The sequence below is a fragment of the Stenotrophomonas sp. MYb238 genome, from assembly GCF_009496535.1.
Lineage (GTDB): Bacteria > Pseudomonadota > Gammaproteobacteria > Xanthomonadales > Xanthomonadaceae > Stenotrophomonas.
This window is the reverse complement of record NZ_WIDL01000012.1, coordinates 28,161-46,218: the sequence shown is the minus strand read 5'-3', so window position 1 is coordinate 46,218 and position 18,058 is coordinate 28,161. Positions and strand designations below refer to the sequence as shown.

General features: G+C 68.9%; 18 protein-coding genes. 14 read left to right on the top strand and 4 right to left on the bottom strand.

Going from position 1 to position 18,058, the window contains the following annotated elements:
• Positions 1-46 precede the first annotated feature (46 nt).
• Positions 47-775: an alpha/beta fold hydrolase gene (locus CQ393_RS09755; RefSeq protein ID WP_153191369.1), complete on the top strand. Its 729-nt coding sequence runs from the start codon at positions 47-49 to the stop codon at positions 773-775.
• Positions 776-788: 13 nt separating this feature from the next.
• Here CQ393_RS09755 and CQ393_RS09750 read toward each other — a convergent pair whose 3' ends face one another.
• Both CQ393_RS09750 and CQ393_RS09745 read right to left on the bottom strand, forming a co-directional pair.
• The gene (locus CQ393_RS09750; RefSeq protein WP_153191368.1) at positions 789-1,091 is read right to left on the bottom strand and encodes a hypothetical protein; all 303 of its coding nucleotides are present in this window, start codon (positions 1,089-1,091) and stop codon (positions 789-791) included.
• A gap of 80 nt (positions 1,092-1,171) precedes the next feature.
• Positions 1,172-2,128 carry an aldo/keto reductase gene (locus tag CQ393_RS09745; protein WP_153191367.1) on the bottom strand — a complete coding sequence of 319 codons (957 nt, stop codon included), beginning with the start codon at positions 2,126-2,128 and terminating at the stop codon, positions 1,172-1,174.
• Positions 2,129-2,306: 178 nt separating this feature from the next.
• On the opposite strand from CQ393_RS09745, the gene CQ393_RS09740 reads away from it, so the two are divergent.
• The gene (locus CQ393_RS09740) at positions 2,307-3,167 is read left to right on the top strand and encodes a class I SAM-dependent methyltransferase (RefSeq protein ID WP_153191366.1); all 861 of its coding nucleotides are present in this window, start codon (positions 2,307-2,309) and stop codon (positions 3,165-3,167) included.
• Between the two features lie 149 nt (positions 3,168-3,316).
• On the top strand, positions 3,317-3,859 hold the full coding sequence (locus CQ393_RS09735) for a pseudouridine synthase (RefSeq protein ID WP_153191365.1): 543 nt from the start codon (positions 3,317-3,319) through the stop codon (positions 3,857-3,859).
• Positions 3,860-3,888: 29 nt separating this feature from the next.
• On the opposite strand, the gene CQ393_RS09730 is transcribed toward CQ393_RS09735, so the two are convergent.
• On the bottom strand, positions 3,889-4,242 hold the full coding sequence (locus tag CQ393_RS09730; protein WP_153191364.1) for a hypothetical protein: 354 nt from the start codon (positions 4,240-4,242) through the stop codon (positions 3,889-3,891).
• Positions 4,243-4,466: 224 nt separating this feature from the next.
• Positions 4,467-5,645 carry a LysR substrate-binding domain-containing protein gene (locus CQ393_RS09725; protein ID WP_153191363.1) on the bottom strand — a complete coding sequence of 393 codons (1,179 nt, stop codon included), beginning with the start codon at positions 5,643-5,645 and terminating at the stop codon, positions 4,467-4,469.
• Between the two features lie 166 nt (positions 5,646-5,811).
• Between CQ393_RS09725 and CQ393_RS09720 the strand changes: the two genes are divergently transcribed.
• From CQ393_RS09720 to CQ393_RS09670, 11 genes are read left to right on the top strand one after another with little or no spacing between them, the layout of a single operon-like run.
• On the top strand, positions 5,812-8,211 hold the full coding sequence (locus tag CQ393_RS09720; protein ID WP_194269638.1) for a TonB-dependent receptor: 2,400 nt from the start codon (positions 5,812-5,814) through the stop codon (positions 8,209-8,211).
• Positions 8,208-9,794 (top strand): ABC transporter substrate-binding protein/permease, encoded by a 1,587-nt coding sequence (locus tag CQ393_RS09715; RefSeq protein ID WP_153191361.1) that lies wholly within the window; start codon positions 8,208-8,210, stop codon positions 9,792-9,794. Before CQ393_RS09720 ends, CQ393_RS09715 begins: the two co-directional genes overlap by 4 nt.
• Positions 9,791-10,465 carry an amino acid ABC transporter permease gene (locus CQ393_RS09710; RefSeq protein ID WP_153191360.1) on the top strand — a complete coding sequence of 225 codons (675 nt, stop codon included), beginning with the start codon at positions 9,791-9,793 and terminating at the stop codon, positions 10,463-10,465. Before CQ393_RS09715 ends, CQ393_RS09710 begins: the two co-directional genes overlap by 4 nt.
• A gap of 22 nt (positions 10,466-10,487) precedes the next feature.
• A complete protein-coding gene (locus CQ393_RS09705) occupies positions 10,488-11,222 on the top strand; it encodes an amino acid ABC transporter ATP-binding protein (protein ID WP_153191421.1) in 735 nt (244 codons plus the stop codon).
• Entirely contained in the window at positions 11,219-12,475 is a 1,257-nt protein-coding gene (locus CQ393_RS09700) for an FAD-dependent oxidoreductase (RefSeq protein WP_153191359.1), read from the top strand. The genes CQ393_RS09705 and CQ393_RS09700 overlap by 4 nt, the downstream gene beginning before the upstream one ends.
• Positions 12,472-13,203, top strand: coding sequence for an SDR family oxidoreductase (locus tag CQ393_RS18060; RefSeq protein ID WP_194269637.1), 732 nt, complete (start codon positions 12,472-12,474; stop codon positions 13,201-13,203). Before CQ393_RS09700 ends, CQ393_RS18060 begins: the two co-directional genes overlap by 4 nt.
• A complete protein-coding gene (locus CQ393_RS09690; RefSeq protein WP_153191357.1) occupies positions 13,203-14,561 on the top strand; it encodes an MmgE/PrpD family protein in 1,359 nt (452 codons plus the stop codon). The genes CQ393_RS18060 and CQ393_RS09690 overlap by 1 nt, the downstream gene beginning before the upstream one ends.
• 11 nt (positions 14,562-14,572) lie before the next feature.
• Complete coding sequence (locus CQ393_RS09685; protein WP_153191356.1) at positions 14,573-15,256, top strand: isochorismatase family protein; 684 nt, start codon at positions 14,573-14,575, stop codon at positions 15,254-15,256.
• Positions 15,253-16,083 carry a hypothetical protein gene (locus tag CQ393_RS09680; RefSeq protein WP_153191355.1) on the top strand — a complete coding sequence of 277 codons (831 nt, stop codon included), beginning with the start codon at positions 15,253-15,255 and terminating at the stop codon, positions 16,081-16,083. Before CQ393_RS09685 ends, CQ393_RS09680 begins: the two co-directional genes overlap by 4 nt.
• A complete protein-coding gene (locus CQ393_RS09675) occupies positions 16,080-17,318 on the top strand; it encodes a dipeptidase (protein WP_153191354.1) in 1,239 nt (412 codons plus the stop codon). Before CQ393_RS09680 ends, CQ393_RS09675 begins: the two co-directional genes overlap by 4 nt.
• Before the next feature lie 58 nt (positions 17,319-17,376).
• Positions 17,377-18,057 carry a substrate-binding domain-containing protein gene (locus CQ393_RS09670; protein ID WP_228114410.1) on the top strand — a complete coding sequence of 227 codons (681 nt, stop codon included), beginning with the start codon at positions 17,377-17,379 and terminating at the stop codon, positions 18,055-18,057.
• Position 18,058 lies beyond the last annotated feature (1 nt).

The window sequence follows — 18,058 nt, the reverse complement described above, 5'->3', positions numbered from 1 at the left end:
TCCGCAGCCGCTACCGGTCGCTGCCCGCGGGCGCGACAATGGCGCCATGCACACCGCTGCCGCCGGGAACGCGCCCGCAAAGATTCCGCTGCTGTTGCTGCCCGGCCTGCTCAACGATGCGGAGTTGTGGCGCGCGCAGATCGCCGACCTGTCCGACATCGCCGACTGCATCGTCGGCGACCAGACCCGCGGCGACACCCTGGAGGCGGTAGCCCTGGACGTGCTGGCGCAGGCGCCGCCGCGGTTCGCGCTGGCCGGCTTCTCGCTGGGCGGCTTAGTCGCCCAGCAGATCCTGCGCGTCGCCCCGGAGCGGGTGCGGCGGCTGGCGTTGATCGGCACCTCGATCCATCCCGATTCGCCCGAACGCGCCGCGCTGCGCCACGCGCAGCGGGTCAGCGCGCGCCTGCCCGGCGCCTTCCACGGTTTCGGCGACAGGCTGATGCGCAGCTACATCGATGCCTCGCGCCTGGACGACCACGATCTCGTGCAGCGCGTGCGCGCGATGACCGCGCGCCTGGGCGCCGACGTCTTCCTGCGGCAGAGCGCGCTGGAGCGGCCCGACGGCCATGCGGTGCTGGCCGCCTGCCACGATCCGCTGCTGATCGTATGCGGCGCCAACGACCGCATCACCCCGCTGGCGGTCAGCGAGGAAATGCATGCGCTGGCGCCGCATTCGCGGCTGGTGGCGCTGCCCGGCTGCGGTCACCTGGCGCCGATGGAAAAGCCGGCCGAGGTCAGCGCGGCGCTGCGCGCGTGGCTGCAGGCGCCGGCCTGAACCATCGCGCGCCTCAATGCATGGACTGCGCCTGCTCGGCGTGGTGCCAGGCATGGCGTACCAGCCAGCGCGCCTCGTCCCACGGCACGGCCAGCGCCGGCGCATGCCGGTGGTAGCTGTCCTGCAGCACGCGGTAGAGCTGTTCCTCGCTGGCCCGCGGCCATGCCATGTAGACCTCGAAGCCCATCCGCAGCAGGCGCCGGTACTGGTCGAAGTCGTGATGGCCGAGGCGGCCGATGGCGTGGACGCTGCGCCAGTAGGCCATTTCGGCGTCCAGGTCGAGAGTGCGACGGCTTGCAGTGTGCGGGTTCTGCATGAGCGGTCTCCGTTCGCGGTCCGCCCCCTGTAGGCCGGATGCTACGACCGGGACGGCGCGGGGTTCAACCCGCGCCGTATTCAGGCTTCGGCGCTGGCGTCGTCGAGCTGGGCGACGTCCTGCGCCGACAGCGACAGCCGCGCGGCGGCGAGCACCTCGTGCAGCTGCGCCACGCCGGTGGCGCTGACGATCGGTGCGGTGATGCCGGGACGCGCGATCAGCCAGGCCAGCGCGACCTGCGCCGGCGTCGCCGCGTGCGCGGCGGCGACATCGTCGAGCGCGGCGAGGATGCGCAGCCCGCGCGGATTGAGGTACCGCTCCACCACCTTGGCGCCGCGCGCGCCGCTCTTGCCGGCATCCGCGGCGCTGCGGTACTTGCCGCTGAGGAAGCCGCTGGCCAGCGCGTAGTAGCCGATCACGCCCAGGCCCTGCTCACGCGCCAGCGGCTCCAGTTCGGCCTCGTAGCCGGCGCGGTCGTAGAGGTTGTACTCCGGCTGCAGGCTCTCGTAGCGCGGCAGGTGGTAGTCGGCCGATACCTTCAGCGCGTCGCGCAGGCGCGCGGCGCTGTAGTTGGACGCGCCGATCGCGCGCACTTTGCCCGCTTCGATCAGCCGCGCGAAGGCGCCCAGGGTTTCCTCCAGCGGCACCGACTCGTCGTCCTCGTGCGCCTGGTACAGGTCGATCACGTCGGTGCGCAGGCGCCGCAGCGAATCGTCGACGGCGGCGTCGATGTTGTCGGCCGACAGGCCGGGGCGCTCGGCCCACTTGGCGACCTTGGTGGCGAGCACCACCTTGTCGCGCCTGCCGCCTTGCCCGAGCCAGCGCCCGATGAGGGTTTCCGACTCGCCGCCCTTGTTGCCGGGCACCCACGCCGGATATACGTCGGCGGTGTCGACCAGGTTGAAGCCGGCCTCGACGAAGGCGTCGAGCAGGGCGAAGGCGGTCTTCTCGTCCACGCTCCAGCCGAAGACGTTGCCGCCCAACGCGATGGGGCCGACCTGCAGGCCGGAACGGCCGAGTTCGCGTAACCGGGTCATGCGCACCTCCTTGGAATCGGCACGACAGCATAGACGCCGCATATGCCGTTTCCGTTGCACCGGGGTGAAAACAGCGTTCCGCGCGGATCCGGAAGCCGGCGCGCCCCGGCCTGCGTGCGGGGCGAAGGCGCCGTGCGCGCATGCTAGGCTCGCCTCACTCCAACCGTGGAACCTCCCGATGAAGACGTCCGCCCCGCTGGTTGCCGCCTGCCTGCTGTTCGCCGCCCTGCCTGCCGCCGCGCAGGACCCTGCGCATGCCGGCCACGATCACGCCGCCATGCATGGCGCCGCCGCTCCGGCCCCGCTGCAGGCCGCCGTGTCCGGCGACTGGCGCAGCGCCGCCAACACCGCGCGCGATGCCTACCGGCATCCGCAGCAGACGCTGGAGTTCTTCGGCCTGCAGCCGCAGCAGACCGTGGTCGAGATCACCCCGGGCGGCGGCTGGTACGCCGAGATCCTCGCGCCCTACCTGCGCGGCCAGGGCCATTACGTGGCCGCGGTGGTCGACCCGATGGCGCTGCCGGCCGGCGGCGGCCGCGACTACCAGCAGCGCGCCCGCGACGGCCTGGAAAAGAAGTTCGCCGCAGCGCCGGCATTGTTCGACAAGGCCACCGTCGTCGCCTACGACCCGGCCGCGCCGGTGCTCGGCAAGCCGGGTTCGGCCGACGTGGTGCTGACCTTCCGCAACGTGCACAACTGGCGCGCCGCCGGCCAGGCCGAAGGCATGTTCCGCGCGTTCTTCGCGGTGCTCAAGCCGGGCGGCACGCTGGGTGTGGTGGAACACCGCGCCAAGGTCGATGTCCCGGCCGAGGACAAGAGCGGCTACGTCGGCCAGGCGCAGGTGATCGCCATGGCCGAGGCGGCAGGCTTCAAGCTGCAGGACAGCAGCGAGGTCAACGCCAACCCGCGCGACACCAAGGATCATCCCAACGGCGTGTGGACGCTGCCGCCGTCCAACAACCACGACGCCGCCGACGCGGCCAAATACAAGGCGATCGGCGAAAGCGACCGCATGACGCTGCGCTTCGTGAAGCCTTGAAAGGCGGGGAAGGGGGAACCGGGAACGGGGAGGGTCGTGCGGTGCGCGGTGCCGGCGGATCGCGTGGTCTACCGTTCCTGCCGCACCCAAGCGCAGGTGCATGACGTCCGCGCCTACGGCCGTTTCCCCTTTTCCTTTTCCCCGTTCCCATGCTCGTAGCCTTCAACAAACCCTTCAACGTCCTGTGCCAGTTCACCGACCGCAGCCAGCCGCCGCGGGCGACGCTGGCCGGGTTCGGCCTGCCCAGGGATGTGTACGCGGCAGGCCGCCTGGACTACGACAGCGAAGGCCTGCTGCTGCTCACCGACGATGGCGGCCTGGCGCACCGGCTGACCGATCCGCGCCACAAGCAGGACAAGACCTATTGGGTACAGGTGGAAGGCGTGCCGGCCGCGGAGAAGCTGCAGGCGCTGCGCGACGGCGTGCTGCTCAACGACGGACCGACCCTTCCGGCGTGCGTGCAGCTGCTGGAAACGGCGCCGGCGCTGTGGCCGCGTGATCCGCCGGTGCGGTTCCGCAAGACCGTGCCCGATGCTTGGCTGGCGATCACCCTGCGCGAGGGGCGCAACCGCCAGGTGCGGCGCATGACCGCCGCGGTGGGCCTGCCGACGCTGCGGCTGGTGCGGGCCTCGATGGGCGCGCATGCACTGGACGGCCTGCAACCCGGGCAGTGGCGGGTGGTGCAGGGGTAGGAGCGCACCAGGGTGCGCTCCCGTGGACATCAGGCGTCGCTGCCGATGTCGCTGGTCTCGTCCACCGTGGTCTCGGCGCGGCGGCGTTGGGCGATCTGCTGCGATTTCGCTTCCAGGGCGGCGTTGTCGCGCTTGTTCCTGCGGTAGACCGCGTAGCCGATCAGGCCCAGGCCGACCGCCGCCATGGCGATGGTGGCGGTGGGATTGCGCCGCGCCACGCGGCCCACTGCGCGGCTGCCGGTCTTCATCGCACCGATCGCGGCGCCGGCCTTGAGCCAGTCGGCGGCGTTGGAACCTCCGCTCTTGAGGCTGTCGCCAGCGTGGCTGGCCAGTTCCATGGCCCGTTCCAGGGCCGATCCGGTGATGTCGCTGAACTTGCTCATGGGGAAGTCCTCAAAGGTCCGCGGGGGGAGATGCCAAGTGTCGGTGCAGCGGCGTGCAGGAAATGTTAGCCAGGATACGAGGCCCCGTTTTCATGACCCTGGCCGGGCGGAGACCGATGCGGATGCGCGTTGAAGGGGCATCCGGGTGGCACCGGCCATGAGCGCCTCCTGCGGGCCCGTCCGGTCACGCTCGCCGCGCGATCCATGCATCGGGCCGAAGCGGCTCAAGCCATCTGTCCCTGCATGCCGCCGCAGTATTGCTGAAGGCGGAAGACAAGCAGTTCCTGGAACAAAAGCGCCTGCGGGGACAGCGGCTTGTAACGGTTATGGATGACGTTGATGTCGATGCTCTCGTCGGTAACCAATGGACGGATTTCCAGTGGTGGAACCAGAGTGTCGGAAATGGCGAGCGCATCCACCACGGCCACTTCGCCCGTGGCGCGGCTGAACAGGCTTGCGATCAAGCTCGAACGCACTTCCAGACCCTTGTTCAGGTCTTCCAGTGCCTCGCCATAGACCTTCTCCTCGCTCAGGCCATACAACTCCTGGAAAGGAACGGAAATCAGCCGATGGCCGACCAGGTCGCGGGGACGGATCCGCCTGAGCGTGGCCAGTGGGTGGTTGGGCGCCATGATGCACACCAGCGGGCAGGTGAAGCGGGCATGGACATCGATGCTCGGATGATTCGCCGCGAAAGTGCTGATGCCGATATCCACGATCTTGTCGGCGACGACGTCGATCAGCTGGTTGGGCAGCGGCAGGATCACCTTGACCTGGAGCTCCGAATGCTCCTTGATCGTGTCGGCCACGCTCAAGGGCACCACGGTCGTTCCCAGGCTCAGCGAGGCGGCAACGTACAGGTTGCCGCGGGTCGGGTCGGCCAGTTCCTTCGACAAGGTGTGCACCTTCTCGACGTTGCGCCACAGCCGCTCTACTTCCTCGTACAACTGCTTTGCCGCACTGGTGGGCACCAGCCGGCCCTTGACCAGTTCGAAGAGTTTCAACCCGCTGCGCTGCTGGGTATGGCTGAGCATCTTGCTGACCGCCGACTGGGACAGGTGCAGGAGCTCGGCTGCGCCGGTGACGCTGCCGGTGAGCATGATCGCGCGGAAGACTTCCATCTGGCGAAGATTCATGAGGTCTGTCCGGGCGAGGTGCAGGAATTCGTAGCCTACGTCGATTGCCTGTACAGGTAAATTTTCCTCCGGTGCCGACGGGAGCGCCTTCCGCCCGTGTCGTGGACGATCGTCACCGCTGCCGCGGCTGGCCGTAACGGCATGGCGTGGCATCGGGTTGCGATGCTCGCCAAACACCGCTTTTCGCGGCGCCGGAGACCGCCTGCATCGGCGCTCATGACGACATGACGAAAAGTGAAGGTTCGCCTTGAAAAATTCAATGTTCATCGGCGGGGATTGCAATTAGCTTGTTCCTGCCGGGCTGATTGCGTTGTGCGACAGGCCGGGAATCCACGCTCGGCGAGGCATGCAGCCCGTCGTCATCGTCAACTCCCGGACTGCTCACCCATGGCCGGTCGCCCGTGAGCAAGCCGCGTCTCGTAGGGGTTTTCCCATGCAGTCAGGCAACAGGTTCGCGGTGCGGCAGCTCGCTTTCGCCATCTTCAACGTCATCTGCGCCGGCGGCGCATGGGCCGCCCAGGAGGACGATGCGGCCAAGACGCTCAGCCCGGTGGTGGTCACCGGCACCCGTGCCGAGAACCGCACGGCGGCCGAGTCGCTGCAACCGATCCAGGTGGTTTCGGCGCAAGCCCTCGAAGGCAGCGGCAGCAGCGAACTGGGCGAGGCGCTCTCGCGCGTGGTGCCGTCGCTGAATTTCCCGCGGCCGGCCAGTTCCGGCTTCACCGGCATCATCCGCCCGGCGCAGATGCGCGGCTTGGGGCCGGACCAGGTGCTGGTGCTGGTCAACGGCAAGCGCCGCCATACCAGCGCCTTCCTCAACACCAACGTGACCCAGGGCCGCGGTTCGGCGCCGGTGGACCTGAACACCATTCCCATCTCCGCCATCGACCACGTCGAAGTGCTCAGCGACGGCGCCTCGGCGCGCTATGGCTCGGATGCCATCGCCGGGGTGATCAACATCATCCTGAAGGGCGACGCCGAGAGCGGCCAGGTCACCCTGAGCCTGGGCCAATACGGCAAGGGCGACGGCATCCAGCGCCACCTCGACAGCGATGCCGGTTTTGCGCTGGGCGAAAACGGTGCGGTGCACGTGAGCTTCGAGGGCAACGCCAACGACTTCACCAACCGCGCCGGCCTGGACCTGCGCAATGTCGGCGCGCCGGGTTACGGCGAGGTCACCTATCGCCTGGGCGACCCGCAGGTGAAGAACGCCAAGGTGCTGGTGAACGGCGACTATGCCCTCGGCGACCGCGTCAGCGCCTATGGCTTCGTCTCCTGGAACCGCGCCGACGGCGATACCTGGGATGCGTTCCGCAATGGTCGCGCCTCCACCTACGACGCCCAGGCCTACCCCGACGGCTATCGGCCGCGGCTGCACGCCGAAAGCCAGGACCGTTCCATCGTGCTGGGCCTGAAGGGCGATTTCTCCGGTGGCTGGATGTGGGACGCCAGCGTCGATTACGGGCAGAACGAGATCGACTTCTTCACCCGCGACTCGCTCAACCGTTATCTGTTCCGCGACACCGGCAACCGGCAGCCGAACTTCTACGACGGCACGCTCAAGAGCGGGCTGGCGGTGTACCAGTTCGCCCTGAGCAACTCGCTGGACGTGCCCGGTTTGGCCAACCCGGTGTCGCTGGCCACGGGCGTGGAATACCAGCACCAGACCTACGAGGAAAGCGCCGGCGAGGCGAATTCCTACTACGGCACCGGCGTCGAGGGATTCTCCGGTTTCAAGGCGGGCGACAGCGGCAGCTTCCGGCGCGACCTGTACGGCCTGTACCTGGACATGGAAACCAACTTCACCGACAAGTGGCGTTCTTCGCTGGCGCTGCGCCATGACCGCTACAGCGATTTCGGCGGCGCCACCACCGGCTCTTTCTCCAGCCGTTATGACTTCACGCCGAAGGTGGCGGTGCGCGGCAGCGTCTCCACGGGCTTCCGCGCCCCCGCGCTGGCGCAGCAGCATTACGCGGCCACCGCCAGCGCGTTGAACACGACCATCAATGTCTTCCAGGATCAGCGCACCGCGCCGGTGGACGACCCGGTGGCGCGCCTGCTCGGTGCGGAGGACCTGAAGGCCGAGAAGTCGCAGAACATCAGCGCCGGCCTGGTGTTGCAGCCCAGCGATTCCTTCAGCACGACCATCGACGCGTACCGCATCCATATCGACGACCGCATCACCCTGTCCAGCACGCTCAACGTCCAGACCCCCGCGGCGCAGGCTTACCTGGCGGCCAACGGCATCCCCAGCGGGCTTTACCAGTCGGTGCGCTATTTCACCAACGCGGTGGATACCACCACCACCGGCATCGACGCGGTGGCCCAGTACCACCACCGCTTCGGCAATGGCAGCCGCTTGAACAGTTCCGTCGGCTATTCCTACGCGCACACCCGGGTCACCGACGTGAAGCCCAACCCGGCGGTGCTCGACCAGAACGGGCTGACGCTGCAGCGCATCGACCGCCGCGACCAGTACGGCGTGCTCACCGACAGCACGCCGCGTTCGAAGCTGTCGCTGGGCACCGACTACAACGTCGGCAACTGGGGACTGCACGGCAACCTGGTGCGCTACGGAAGCTTCGTCGCCGTCAGCAACACCGGCCCGGACTACGACCAGCGCTACGACGGCAAATGGCTGCTCGACCTGTCCGCCAGCTACCGGCTGGGGAGCTGGGAGTTCACCGCCGGCGGCGACAACGTCGGCAACGTCTACCCGGACAAGCGCAACAGCCTGAACAACCCGGGGTACCAGAACGTCAAATACATTTCCTATTCGCCGTTCGGCATGAACGGCGCCTTCTACTACCTGAAGGCGACCTTCCGGTGGTGAGAAACTGGCTGCTGGCCTTGGCGGGCATCGTCGCGCTGGCCGCTGGCGGCAGCGCCGAGGCCGGGCCGGTGTTGCAGCGCATCGCCGCCAAGGGCGTGCTCAACGTCTGCACCAACGTCGAGAACCGGCCGTTCGCCTACCTCAGCCCGAACGGCGAGGCGGTCGGCTTCAACATCGACCTGGCCGAGGACATCCGCCGCCGTCTGTCGGGCGAACTCGGCCAGCCGCTGCGGCGGCAGACCATTGCCACCAGCGGCGCCAACCGCGTGGTGTTCCTCGACCAGGGCAAGTGCGACCTGATCATCACCGGGTTCAGCGTCACCCCCGAGCGCCAGCGCCTGGTGGACTTCATCTCGCCCAATTTTTACAGCTCCGGCGCAGTGCTGCTGGCCCGCCGCGACAATCCGCCGGACAGCTGGGACGGCCTGCGCGGCAAGGCGTTGTGCAGCAGCCACGGTTCCACCTACAACCACGCCGTCGCCGAGCGCTATGGCGTGCGCATCCTCGCCTTCGCCGGGCTCACCGAGAGCGCGCAGGCGCTGCGCGATGGCCGTTGCGTGGGGCAGCTGATGGACGAGGCGGTGGCGCGCCTGCGGTTGAAGGATTCGGCGCAGTGGGCCGACTTCGACATCGTGCTGCCCCCGATCTTCGAGGCGCCGTGGAGCATCGCGATCGCCCACGGCGACCCGGAACTGCGCGCGTTGCTCGAGCGCTATTCGCGGCAATGGCGCAGCGAAGGCGTATTGGAAAGTCTGGAGACGCGCTACGAACTGCCGCACAAGCCGGTGCTGGAGGTGGCGGCCACGCCGCGCGGCGGGCTTGACGAGGCGGGCGTGCCGCGCGTGCTGAAGCAGGTGGCGGGATTCTTCGCGCGGCTCTCGCAAGGCAGCGGCTGGAACTTCAGCGTGTTCCACGATGGCTGGTCCGCCCGTCTGTTCTTCGAGGGCGTGCTGACCACGCTGCGCCTGGCGGTGTTGTGCATGGTCGTGTCTTGCGTCATCGGCTTGGCCGGCGCGCTCGCCACCCGCGGGCCGCGCCCGCTGCGCTGGCTGGTGCTGGGTTATGTCGAGTTGCTGCGCAACACCCCGAGCCTGGCGCAGCTGTACTTCCTGTATTTCGGCATCGGCTCGCTGTTGCTCAACACCGGTCCGGATGCCGCGCCCTGGTACACCGATGCGTTCTTCATCGCCGCGATGTGCATCAGCTTGCATTACGGCGCATTTGCCGTGGAAGTGTTCCGCGCCGGCTTCCAGGCGGTGCCCAAGGCCACCCGCGAGGCCGCGCTGGCGCTGGGCTACGGGCGCTGGGGCCGGTTGCGCCACGTCGAGTTGCCGCTGGCGCTGCGCGCCAGCCTGCCGGCGCTGGGCAACAACCTCGTGCAACTGATCAAGGGCACGTCCATCGCCTATGCGGTAGCGGTGCCGGAGGTGCTCTACAGCTCCCAGGAAATCTGGAGCGAGCTCAACAACGTGGTGGAGATGATGGTGCTGGTCCTGCTGACCTACCTCGCGCTGATGGCCGTGCTGGCCGCGGGCCTGGCGCGCCTGGAGCGTCGCCTGCGGCTGCCGGGGGTGAGCCTGTGAGCGGCATCGACGTTCTCTGGCCGTGGCTGCCGCTGCTCGGCCGCGGCTTGCTGGTCAACCTGGGCATGGGCGCGCTGGCGATGCTGCTGGCCTGTCTGTTCGGCACCGTGCTGGGCGCTGCGCAACTGGCCCCGTCCAGGCTGCTGAACCGGCCGGCGTACTGGCTGACCCAGTTGCTGCGCAATGCGCCGTGGCTGGTGGTGATGTTCTTCGTCATGCAACTGCTGCCCTACGAGTTGCCCATTGGCGCGGGCTGGCCGCTGCCGGCCTGGTTCAAGGCGGTGTTGGCGTTGACCTTGCCGGCCGCCGGCAATTTCTCGGAGATCGTGCGCGGCGGCCTGCGCGCGGTGCCGCTGGCGCAATGGGAGGCGGCCACCGCGCTGGGCTACGGCCCGCTGGCGCGGCTGCGGCGGGTGATCCTGCCGCAGGCGGCGCGGCTGATGCTGCCGCTGACGATCGGGCTGTACTGCGTGGTCACCATGTCGACCGCGCTGGCCAGTCTGGTCGGCGTCAGCGAGGGCCTGAGCGTGGCCCGCGAGGTGCTGGCCGCCGAGGCGCGCACCGACCTGCTGCTGCCCGTGCATGGCTTCGTGCTGCTGGCGTTCTTCTTCTACATCTTCCCCATTTCCCTGCTGGCGCGCGCCCTCGAGCGCCGCTGGGCAGTCAGGTAGGTAGCCCGTGAGCATCCGCGATCTGAAATCACCTTTCATCGAACTCAAGGACGTGCGCAAGTCCTTTGGCAATACCGCCGTGCTCAATGGCGTGGACCTGACCGTGGCGCGCTCGGAGGTTGCCTGCATCATCGGCCCCTCCGGTTCCGGCAAGAGCACGGTCCTGCGCTGCATCAACGCGCTGACCCGCATCGACGGCGGCAGCGTGCGGGTGGGCGATACCCGCGTCGACGACCCGCGCCTGGACGCGCAGGCGCTGCACCGCCGGGTAGGCATCGTGTTCCAGGGCTACAACCTGTTCCCGCACTGCACTGTGTTGCAGAACGTGATGATGGCGCCGATCCAGGTGCTGCGCCGGCCGCGCGACGAGGTCGAGGTGCAGGCCCGCGCGCTGCTGGCCAAGGTGCATCTGGCCGGCAAGGAGCATGCGTACCCGGGCGAGCTTTCCGGCGGCCAGCAGCAGCGCGTGGCCATCGCCCGCAGCCTGTGCATGCAGCCGGAGGTGATGCTGTTCGACGAGGTGACCGCGGCGCTGGACCCGGAAACGGTCAAGGAAGTGCTGGGTGTGATCCAGGAGATCGCCGCCGAAGGCATGACCTGCCTGCTGGTCACCCACGAGATGCGCTTCGCCCGCGAGGCGGCCGACTACCTGTATTTCATGGACCACGGCAAAGTGGTCGAGCACGGTATCGCCGGACAGGTGTTCGATGCGCCGGCCGATGCGCGCACGCGCGCCTTTCTGGAGAAGGTGCTGTGAGCATCGGGCGTCCACCGCTGCATGTGGACGTGGCGGTGGTCGGCGGCGGCGCGGCCGGCGTGGCCGCCGCGCTGGGCGCTGCCGCGTGTGGCGCGCGGGTGGCGCTGATAGAGGCTTACGGCTTTTTCGGCGGTACCGCCACGGTGGCGGGCGTCCAGTCCTACTGCGGCTTTCATACGCGCGGCGAGCAGCCGCGCCAGGTGGTCGCCGGCGTCGGCCAGCGCGTGCTCGATGCCTTGCAGGCACTAGGCCACGACGTGGTGCCCATCGCGCAGAGCTCGGGCAACTGGATCATCCTGCTCGACCCGGAGCTGCTCAAGCGCGCGCTCGATGGGCTGGTGTCGGCCGCTGGCGTGCAGCCGCTGCTGCATTGCCGGGTGGCCGCGGTGGAAGGGCGGGGCAATCGCTTCGACCGCCTGCTTTGCGTCGATCCGCAGGGGATGTTCGAAGTGCATGCGGCGCAGATGGTGGATGCCACCGGCAACGCCAACCTGGCTGCGCTGGCCTGGCCCGGGCGCATGCGCCCGCGGCGGCAGGCGGCGACACTGACGGCGCGCCTGTCCGGGCTGGACCCGGCTCGCGCCTATGGCCGGGACGATCTGCGCCGGGCGGCTGCCGACTACCAGCAGCGCACCGGCATGCCCTTGGCCCGCGGCAATGGCGGCTATTTCGTGCCCCTGCCATGGAGCGATGCCTGCTGGGCGATGATGGTCGACGTCGAGTTGCCAGACTGCACCAGCCCCAGCCTGGCGCGCGCCGAAATGCAGGCGCGGGGGATCGCCCACGACTACCTGCTGTCGCTGCGCCGCTGCGTGCCCGGCTTCGCCCGCGTGCAGCTGGAAACCACCGGGCCGGCGCTGGGCATACGCGCCACCCAGCACATCGTTTCGCAGCGCGATGCCGTCATCGACGACGTGTTGCAGGCGCGCCGCCACGCCGACGGCATCGCCCGCTCCGGCTGGCCCGGCGAACTGCATCCGCGCGCGGGCGTCACCGAATACCACCCGATCGCCGGCGACGACTGGTTCCACGTGCCCTACGGCGCGTTGCAACCCGACGCCGACGGCAACCTCTGGCTGGCCGGCAGCAGCATCGGTGCCGACGACGTCGCCTTCGGGTCGGTCCGGGTAATGGGCTGCGCCTTCGCCACCGGCCATGCCGCCGGCGTGGCCGCCGCGCTGTCGTCCCCCGGCCGCCGCGCACCGTTGCAGGCGGTGCAACACACCTTGATCGAACAGGGAGCCTTGCTGTGAATCCCCCTTCTTCCCCTCCGCCGCCCCGGTGCGTCCTGGTCACCGGCGCCGCCAGCGGCATCGGCCAGGCCGTGGCGCAGGCGTTCCACGAAAGCGGCGACCGGGTAATCGGCTGGGACCTGCACGCCGATGCCGGGCAGGCGTTCCCCATCCATGCGGTGGACATCCGCGACCCGGCCGCGGTGCACGCCGTCGCCGCGCAGTTGCCGCCGCTGGACCTGCTGGTCAACTGCGCCGGCATCGCCCGCCGCGGCCATGCCGCCAGCCTGGCGGCGGAGGACTGGCGCGCGGTGATCGACACCAACCTCAGCGGCACCTTCTACTGTTGCCAGGCCGCGTTCCCGGCGCTGAAGGCTTCCGGCGCGGGGCTGATCATCAATGTCGCCTCCTTCGTCGCCCATCGTTCCGGCCCCGGCCGCGCCAGCTACGTGGCGAGCAAGGCCGGCGTGGTGGCGCTGACCGAGGTGCTGGCGCTGGACTTCGCCGAGCACGGCGTGCGCGCCATCTCGGTAAGCCCCGGCTATACCCGCACCGCGATGGTGGAGCGGGCGTTGCAGGCCGGGCGCCTGGACGAGCAGCGCCTGCTGGCGCGCATACCGGCACGGCGCCTGGCAGAACCGTCGGAGATCGGCCGGGCGATCCGCACGCTGGCCGAGCCGGCGCTGGGCTACGCCAATGGCTGCGACTTCGTGATCGACGGCGGCATCATGGCCAACGGGGTGGAGTGATGACGACGCTGGAACGGCAGTGGATCGACAACCACCTGGCCTTGCTGCGGGCCCCTCTCCCCGAAAGCGTGCGCGAGGTGCTCGGCATACTGGTCGCCGATACCCTGGCCATCGCCAGCCATGCCCGTCGCGAAGGCATCGGCGGCACCCAGGTCGACCGCGTGCTGGTCGCCGCGCAGCCGCGCGGTTGTGCGGTATGGGGCGCGGACTACCGCGCCGCTCCGGCCGATGCGGCGTTTCTCAACGGCTGCGCCGCCGAGGCGCTGGATTTTCAGGAAGTGCTGATAAATCCGCGCAACAATGGCCATGCCGCGGTGGTGATCGTGCCGGCGCTGCTGGCACTGGCCGAGCAACGCGCCATCGGCGGCGAACGCTTGCTGCATGCGCTGTGGGTGGCCTTCGCCGGCAACATCCGCCTGGCTGAAGCGCTGGGCCGCGGGCATCGCGCCGGGAACCCCGGTTTCCGCACCACCTCGGTGGTCGCGCCGGTTGCCGCCGCGTTGGGTGCGGCGGCACTGGTCAGCGACGAGGCCGAATTGGCATTGAACAGCGTGGCGCTTTGCGCCAGCGCGTTGAACGCCGGCTTGCTGGCGGGGCTGTCGCCGCAGGTGGGCAGCTACAGCATAGACAAGGACCTGGCCGTCGGCTTCGCCGCGCGCCATGCCGTGCAGGCCCTGCAACTGGCCGAAGCCGGTGCCGATGGGCCACGGCAATCGCTGACCGGCGAGCATGGCTGGCTGGCCAGCTTCGGCTTCGGCGGCGAGCAGCCGCAGGCCTTGCTCGGCGACGCCTTCGCGGCCGACCTGGGCAGCTATGCGATCAAACCGTATCCGGCCTGCTTCGGCTGCCAGTCGGCGATCCGCGCCGCCTTGATGCTGGCCGAGCGGGTGCCGCTGGCGCAGATCGACAGGATTCGTGTCGAGGTAAACCAAGGCAGCGCCAGTTCGCTTTCCACGCGCAACGTCGGCAACTCGCTGGCCGCGCGCTTCAGCCTGCCTTATGCGGTGAGCGGCGCGCTGGTGCGTGCCCGCTCGGGCCTGGCCGATTTCGAAATGCCGGCGCTGGGCGACCCGGCGGTGCAGGCCTGCATGCAGCGCGTGGAGTTGTACGCCAGCCCCGAACTGAGCGCGCAGCAACGGGCCACCGGCGGTTTTCCCGCCGTGGTCCGGCTGTTCCAGGGCGACCGCGAAATCGATGCCCAAGCCTGCGAAGGCCCGCAGGACGGGTTGGATGCGGCGGGTCGCCAGGCGTTGTTCGAGGCCAAGCTCGGCGCGCTGTGTCCACCGCCCTTGGTCGCGCGGCTGCTGGCGTTCGTGCGCGAGCCGGAGCGCGGCGCTTCCCTGTTGTTCCAGAGCTGACGGATTTCACCATGAACATGAACGCGGAAGATCGCCTCACCAAGCGCCGCATTGCCCGTTATGCGCTGCCCGATGCCAGCGCGCTGGCCCGCAACAAGGTCAACTGGCCGGTACGGGCGCAGGACTGCGCGCTGGTGATCCACGACATGCAGAACTTCTGGCTGGGCTTCTACGAAGACTGCTCGATCCTGCTGGCCAACGTGGCGCGGCTGCGTGCGCTGTGCAAGCAATACGGCATGCCGGTCGTCTACACCCAGGCCGAAAAGCCCAAGGCACTGGCCGAACGGGCGTTGGGGCTGGAGATGTGGGGACCGGGCATGGCCGCCGGCCATCTGAGCGACGATGACCGCGCCATCTGCAGCGCGCTGGCACCGGCCGAGGACGACTACGTCGTCCGCAAGCCCCGCTACAGCGGCTTTTTCAAGACGGACCTGGACGACATCCTCCAGCGCACCAACCGCAAGCACATCCTGCTGACCGGTGTTTTCGGACACCACGGCGTGTTGCTGACCGCCGCCGATGCCTACATGCGCAACATCAAGGTCAGCCTGGTGGTGGACGCCGTCGCCGACTACTCGCTGCGCGACCATGAGATCACCCTGGACTACGTGGCCGAAGTCTGCGGCGCATTGACCACCACGGCGTTGGCCGAACAGGAGCTGATCGCCAGCGAGCAGGACGAGCGCCGCGCATGAAGGTCGATGCCGCCACGCAGGTGATCTTCATGGTCGGCCGCCCGGTCGCGCAGACCAGGACGCCGGCGCTGCTGAATGCATGGTTCGGTGAACACGGCAAGAACCTCGCGCTCGTGCCGCTGGAACTGCCCGACAGCGCCGTGCCAGCGCTCGCGCGCCTGCTCGGCGAGGCCGGCAATGTGCTGGGCTGCGTGGTGACCATTCCGCTGAAGGCCAAGCTCTATCCGTTCGTGCATGCGGCCTCGCCGGTGGCCGCCGCGCTGCAGACCGTCAATGTCGTGAAACGCTGTGCCGACGGCCAGTTGTTCGGCGACATGCTGGACGGCGCAGCGATGGTGCAGGGCCTGCACACGATGGGCGTTGTGCTGGCAGGCCGCAGCGTCTACCTGACCGGCTGCGGCGGTGCGGGTTCGGCAATGGCCTTCAGCGCCTGCGGCGAGGGCGTGCGCCGCCTGCGCCTGCATGACGTGCGGCCCGAATCCGCCCGGCAACTGGCCGCCGCGCTGCGCCTGCGTTTTGCCGATTGCCAGATCGAACTTGGGGCGGACGCGCGCGGCTGCGATGTCGTAATCAACGCTTCCCCGCTGGGCATGGGCGCCGAGGACGCCTTGCCCGTGCCGGTCGAACAGCTGCAGCCGCAGGCCATCGTCGTGGATGCGGTGACCTCCGCGAGCGCGACGCGCTGGGTCGCGGCGTGCCGCAAGGCCGGTCACGCGACGCTCGACGGCAATACGATCGCCGCGCATCAACTTCCCTTGATGCGTGATTTCTTCGGTATCGACACCGCATCGGCGCACGCACCTGCCACACCCGGAGAAACACCATGAACCTGCGCGCCGTCGTGGTGGCGATTGGGGTGCTGGCGGGCATGCCGTCGCACGCCGCGCCAGTGTCCGAGGCCGCAATGGCGCTGCATCGGCGCGTGCTGGTGCTGGATAGCCACATCGATACCGCGCGGTTCCTGGAACAGCCCGGCTGGAACGTCCTGGAACGCCACGACGCGGCCCGCGACCTGTCGCAACTGGATTGGCCACGCCTGCGCGAAGGCGGCCTGGATGGCGCGTTCTGGGCGATCTACACCCCGCAGGGCAGCCGCGATCTGGAAGGGCGCGCGGCTGCCGTCGAACATGGGTTGGCGCAGTTGATGCGCCTGCGCGACATGGTGGCGCGTCACCCGCGGCAATTGGGTCTGGCCCTGGGCAGCGAGGACGCCCGGCACCTGGCCGCGGAAGGACGCCATGCGGTGTTCATCAGCATGGAAAACGCCGAACCGCTGGCATCCGATCTGGCGTTGCTGGACACATACCAGCGCCAAGGCCTGCGCATGCTCGGGCTGGTGCATGCGCGCAACAACGACCTGGCCGATTCGTCCACCGATACGCCCCAATGGCATGGCCTGAGCCCGGCCGGCCGGCAGCTGGTGCATCGGGCCAACTGCCTGGGCGTGCTGGTCGATGCCTCGCATGCGTCGGATGAAGTGTTCGACCAGTTGCTGGAAATTTCGCCGGTGCCGATCGTGCTCTCGCATACTTCCAGTCGCGCGATCACCAACCACCCCCGCAACCTCGACGACGAGCGCCTGCTGCGCCTGGCGCGCAAGGGCGGGGTGGTGAACGTGACGCTCTACAGCAGCTACCTCTCGCTCGAGAAGGACGACCCGCGCCGCGCCGCGGCCTTGCAACCGCTGTACGTGCCGCTGCGCCGCATGGCCGCGCTGCAACCCGAAGAATACAAGGCGCTGGCCGCGCAGATCGGCGAGGTCGAGCGGCGCTATCCCAAGGCCAAGGCCAGCCTCGACGATTTCACGACGCATCTGCTGCACGTGCTGGAACTGGTCGGCCCCGAGCACGTCGGCATCGGTTCGGACTGGGATGGCGGCGGTGGGGTGGTCGGGGTGGAGGACGTGGCGCAGTTGCCGCGCATCACCGAACGGCTGATGCAGGCTGGCTACAGCGAGGCGCAGATCGCCGGCATCTGGGGCGGCAACCTGATGCGCCTGCTTGATCGCGCGCAGGCGTTTCCCGCCACGGATACCACCGGCTATTGCACGGTGCGGCCATGAACCTTCAGCGGCCGGGTCACGAAGGAGATACGGAGGCCATGCGATGACGCAGGCCCCGATGCTGACCGGCATCTCGTCTATGGCCACGCGGCAGGTGCTGGCCGCGCTGGCTGCGCGCTGCGCGCATGAAACCGGCATCCACGTCGAGGTCGAATCGTGCGGCGGCGTCGAGGCGGCCAGACGCGTGGCTGCCGGCGAGGCGTTCGATGTGGTGTGGCTGGCCAGCGATGCGCTGGAAAAGCTGGCCGCTTCCGGCCGCATCATCGCCGACAGCCGTGTGGAGCTATTGCGTTCGGAAACATGGGTCGCCGTGCGCAAAGGCGCGGCGCGACCAGATATCGGCAGTGAGGCAGCCGTGCGCGAGGCCGTGTTGCGTGCAAAGACGCTGGGCCATTCGACCGGGCCGAGCGGCGCGCACATCAACGCCCTGCTGGAGCGTTGGGGCATCGCCGGACACGTGGCCCCGCGCATCGTGCAAGCGCCGCCGGGCATGCCGGTGGCGACGTTGATCGCGCGCGGCGAGATTGAACTGGGGTTCCAGCAGCGCAGCGAAATCGAGGGCATCGAAGGCGTCGACGCGGCTGGCCCATTGCCGGCGGCCATCGCCAAGACGACGACGTTCGCTGGCGCGGTGTGCGCGTGCAGCCGCCAGCCGGCGCATGCGCGCGCACTGCTGGCATTCATGGCCCTGTCGGCCAATGACGCGGTGAAACGCGGGCACGGCATGGAACCGGCCTGAA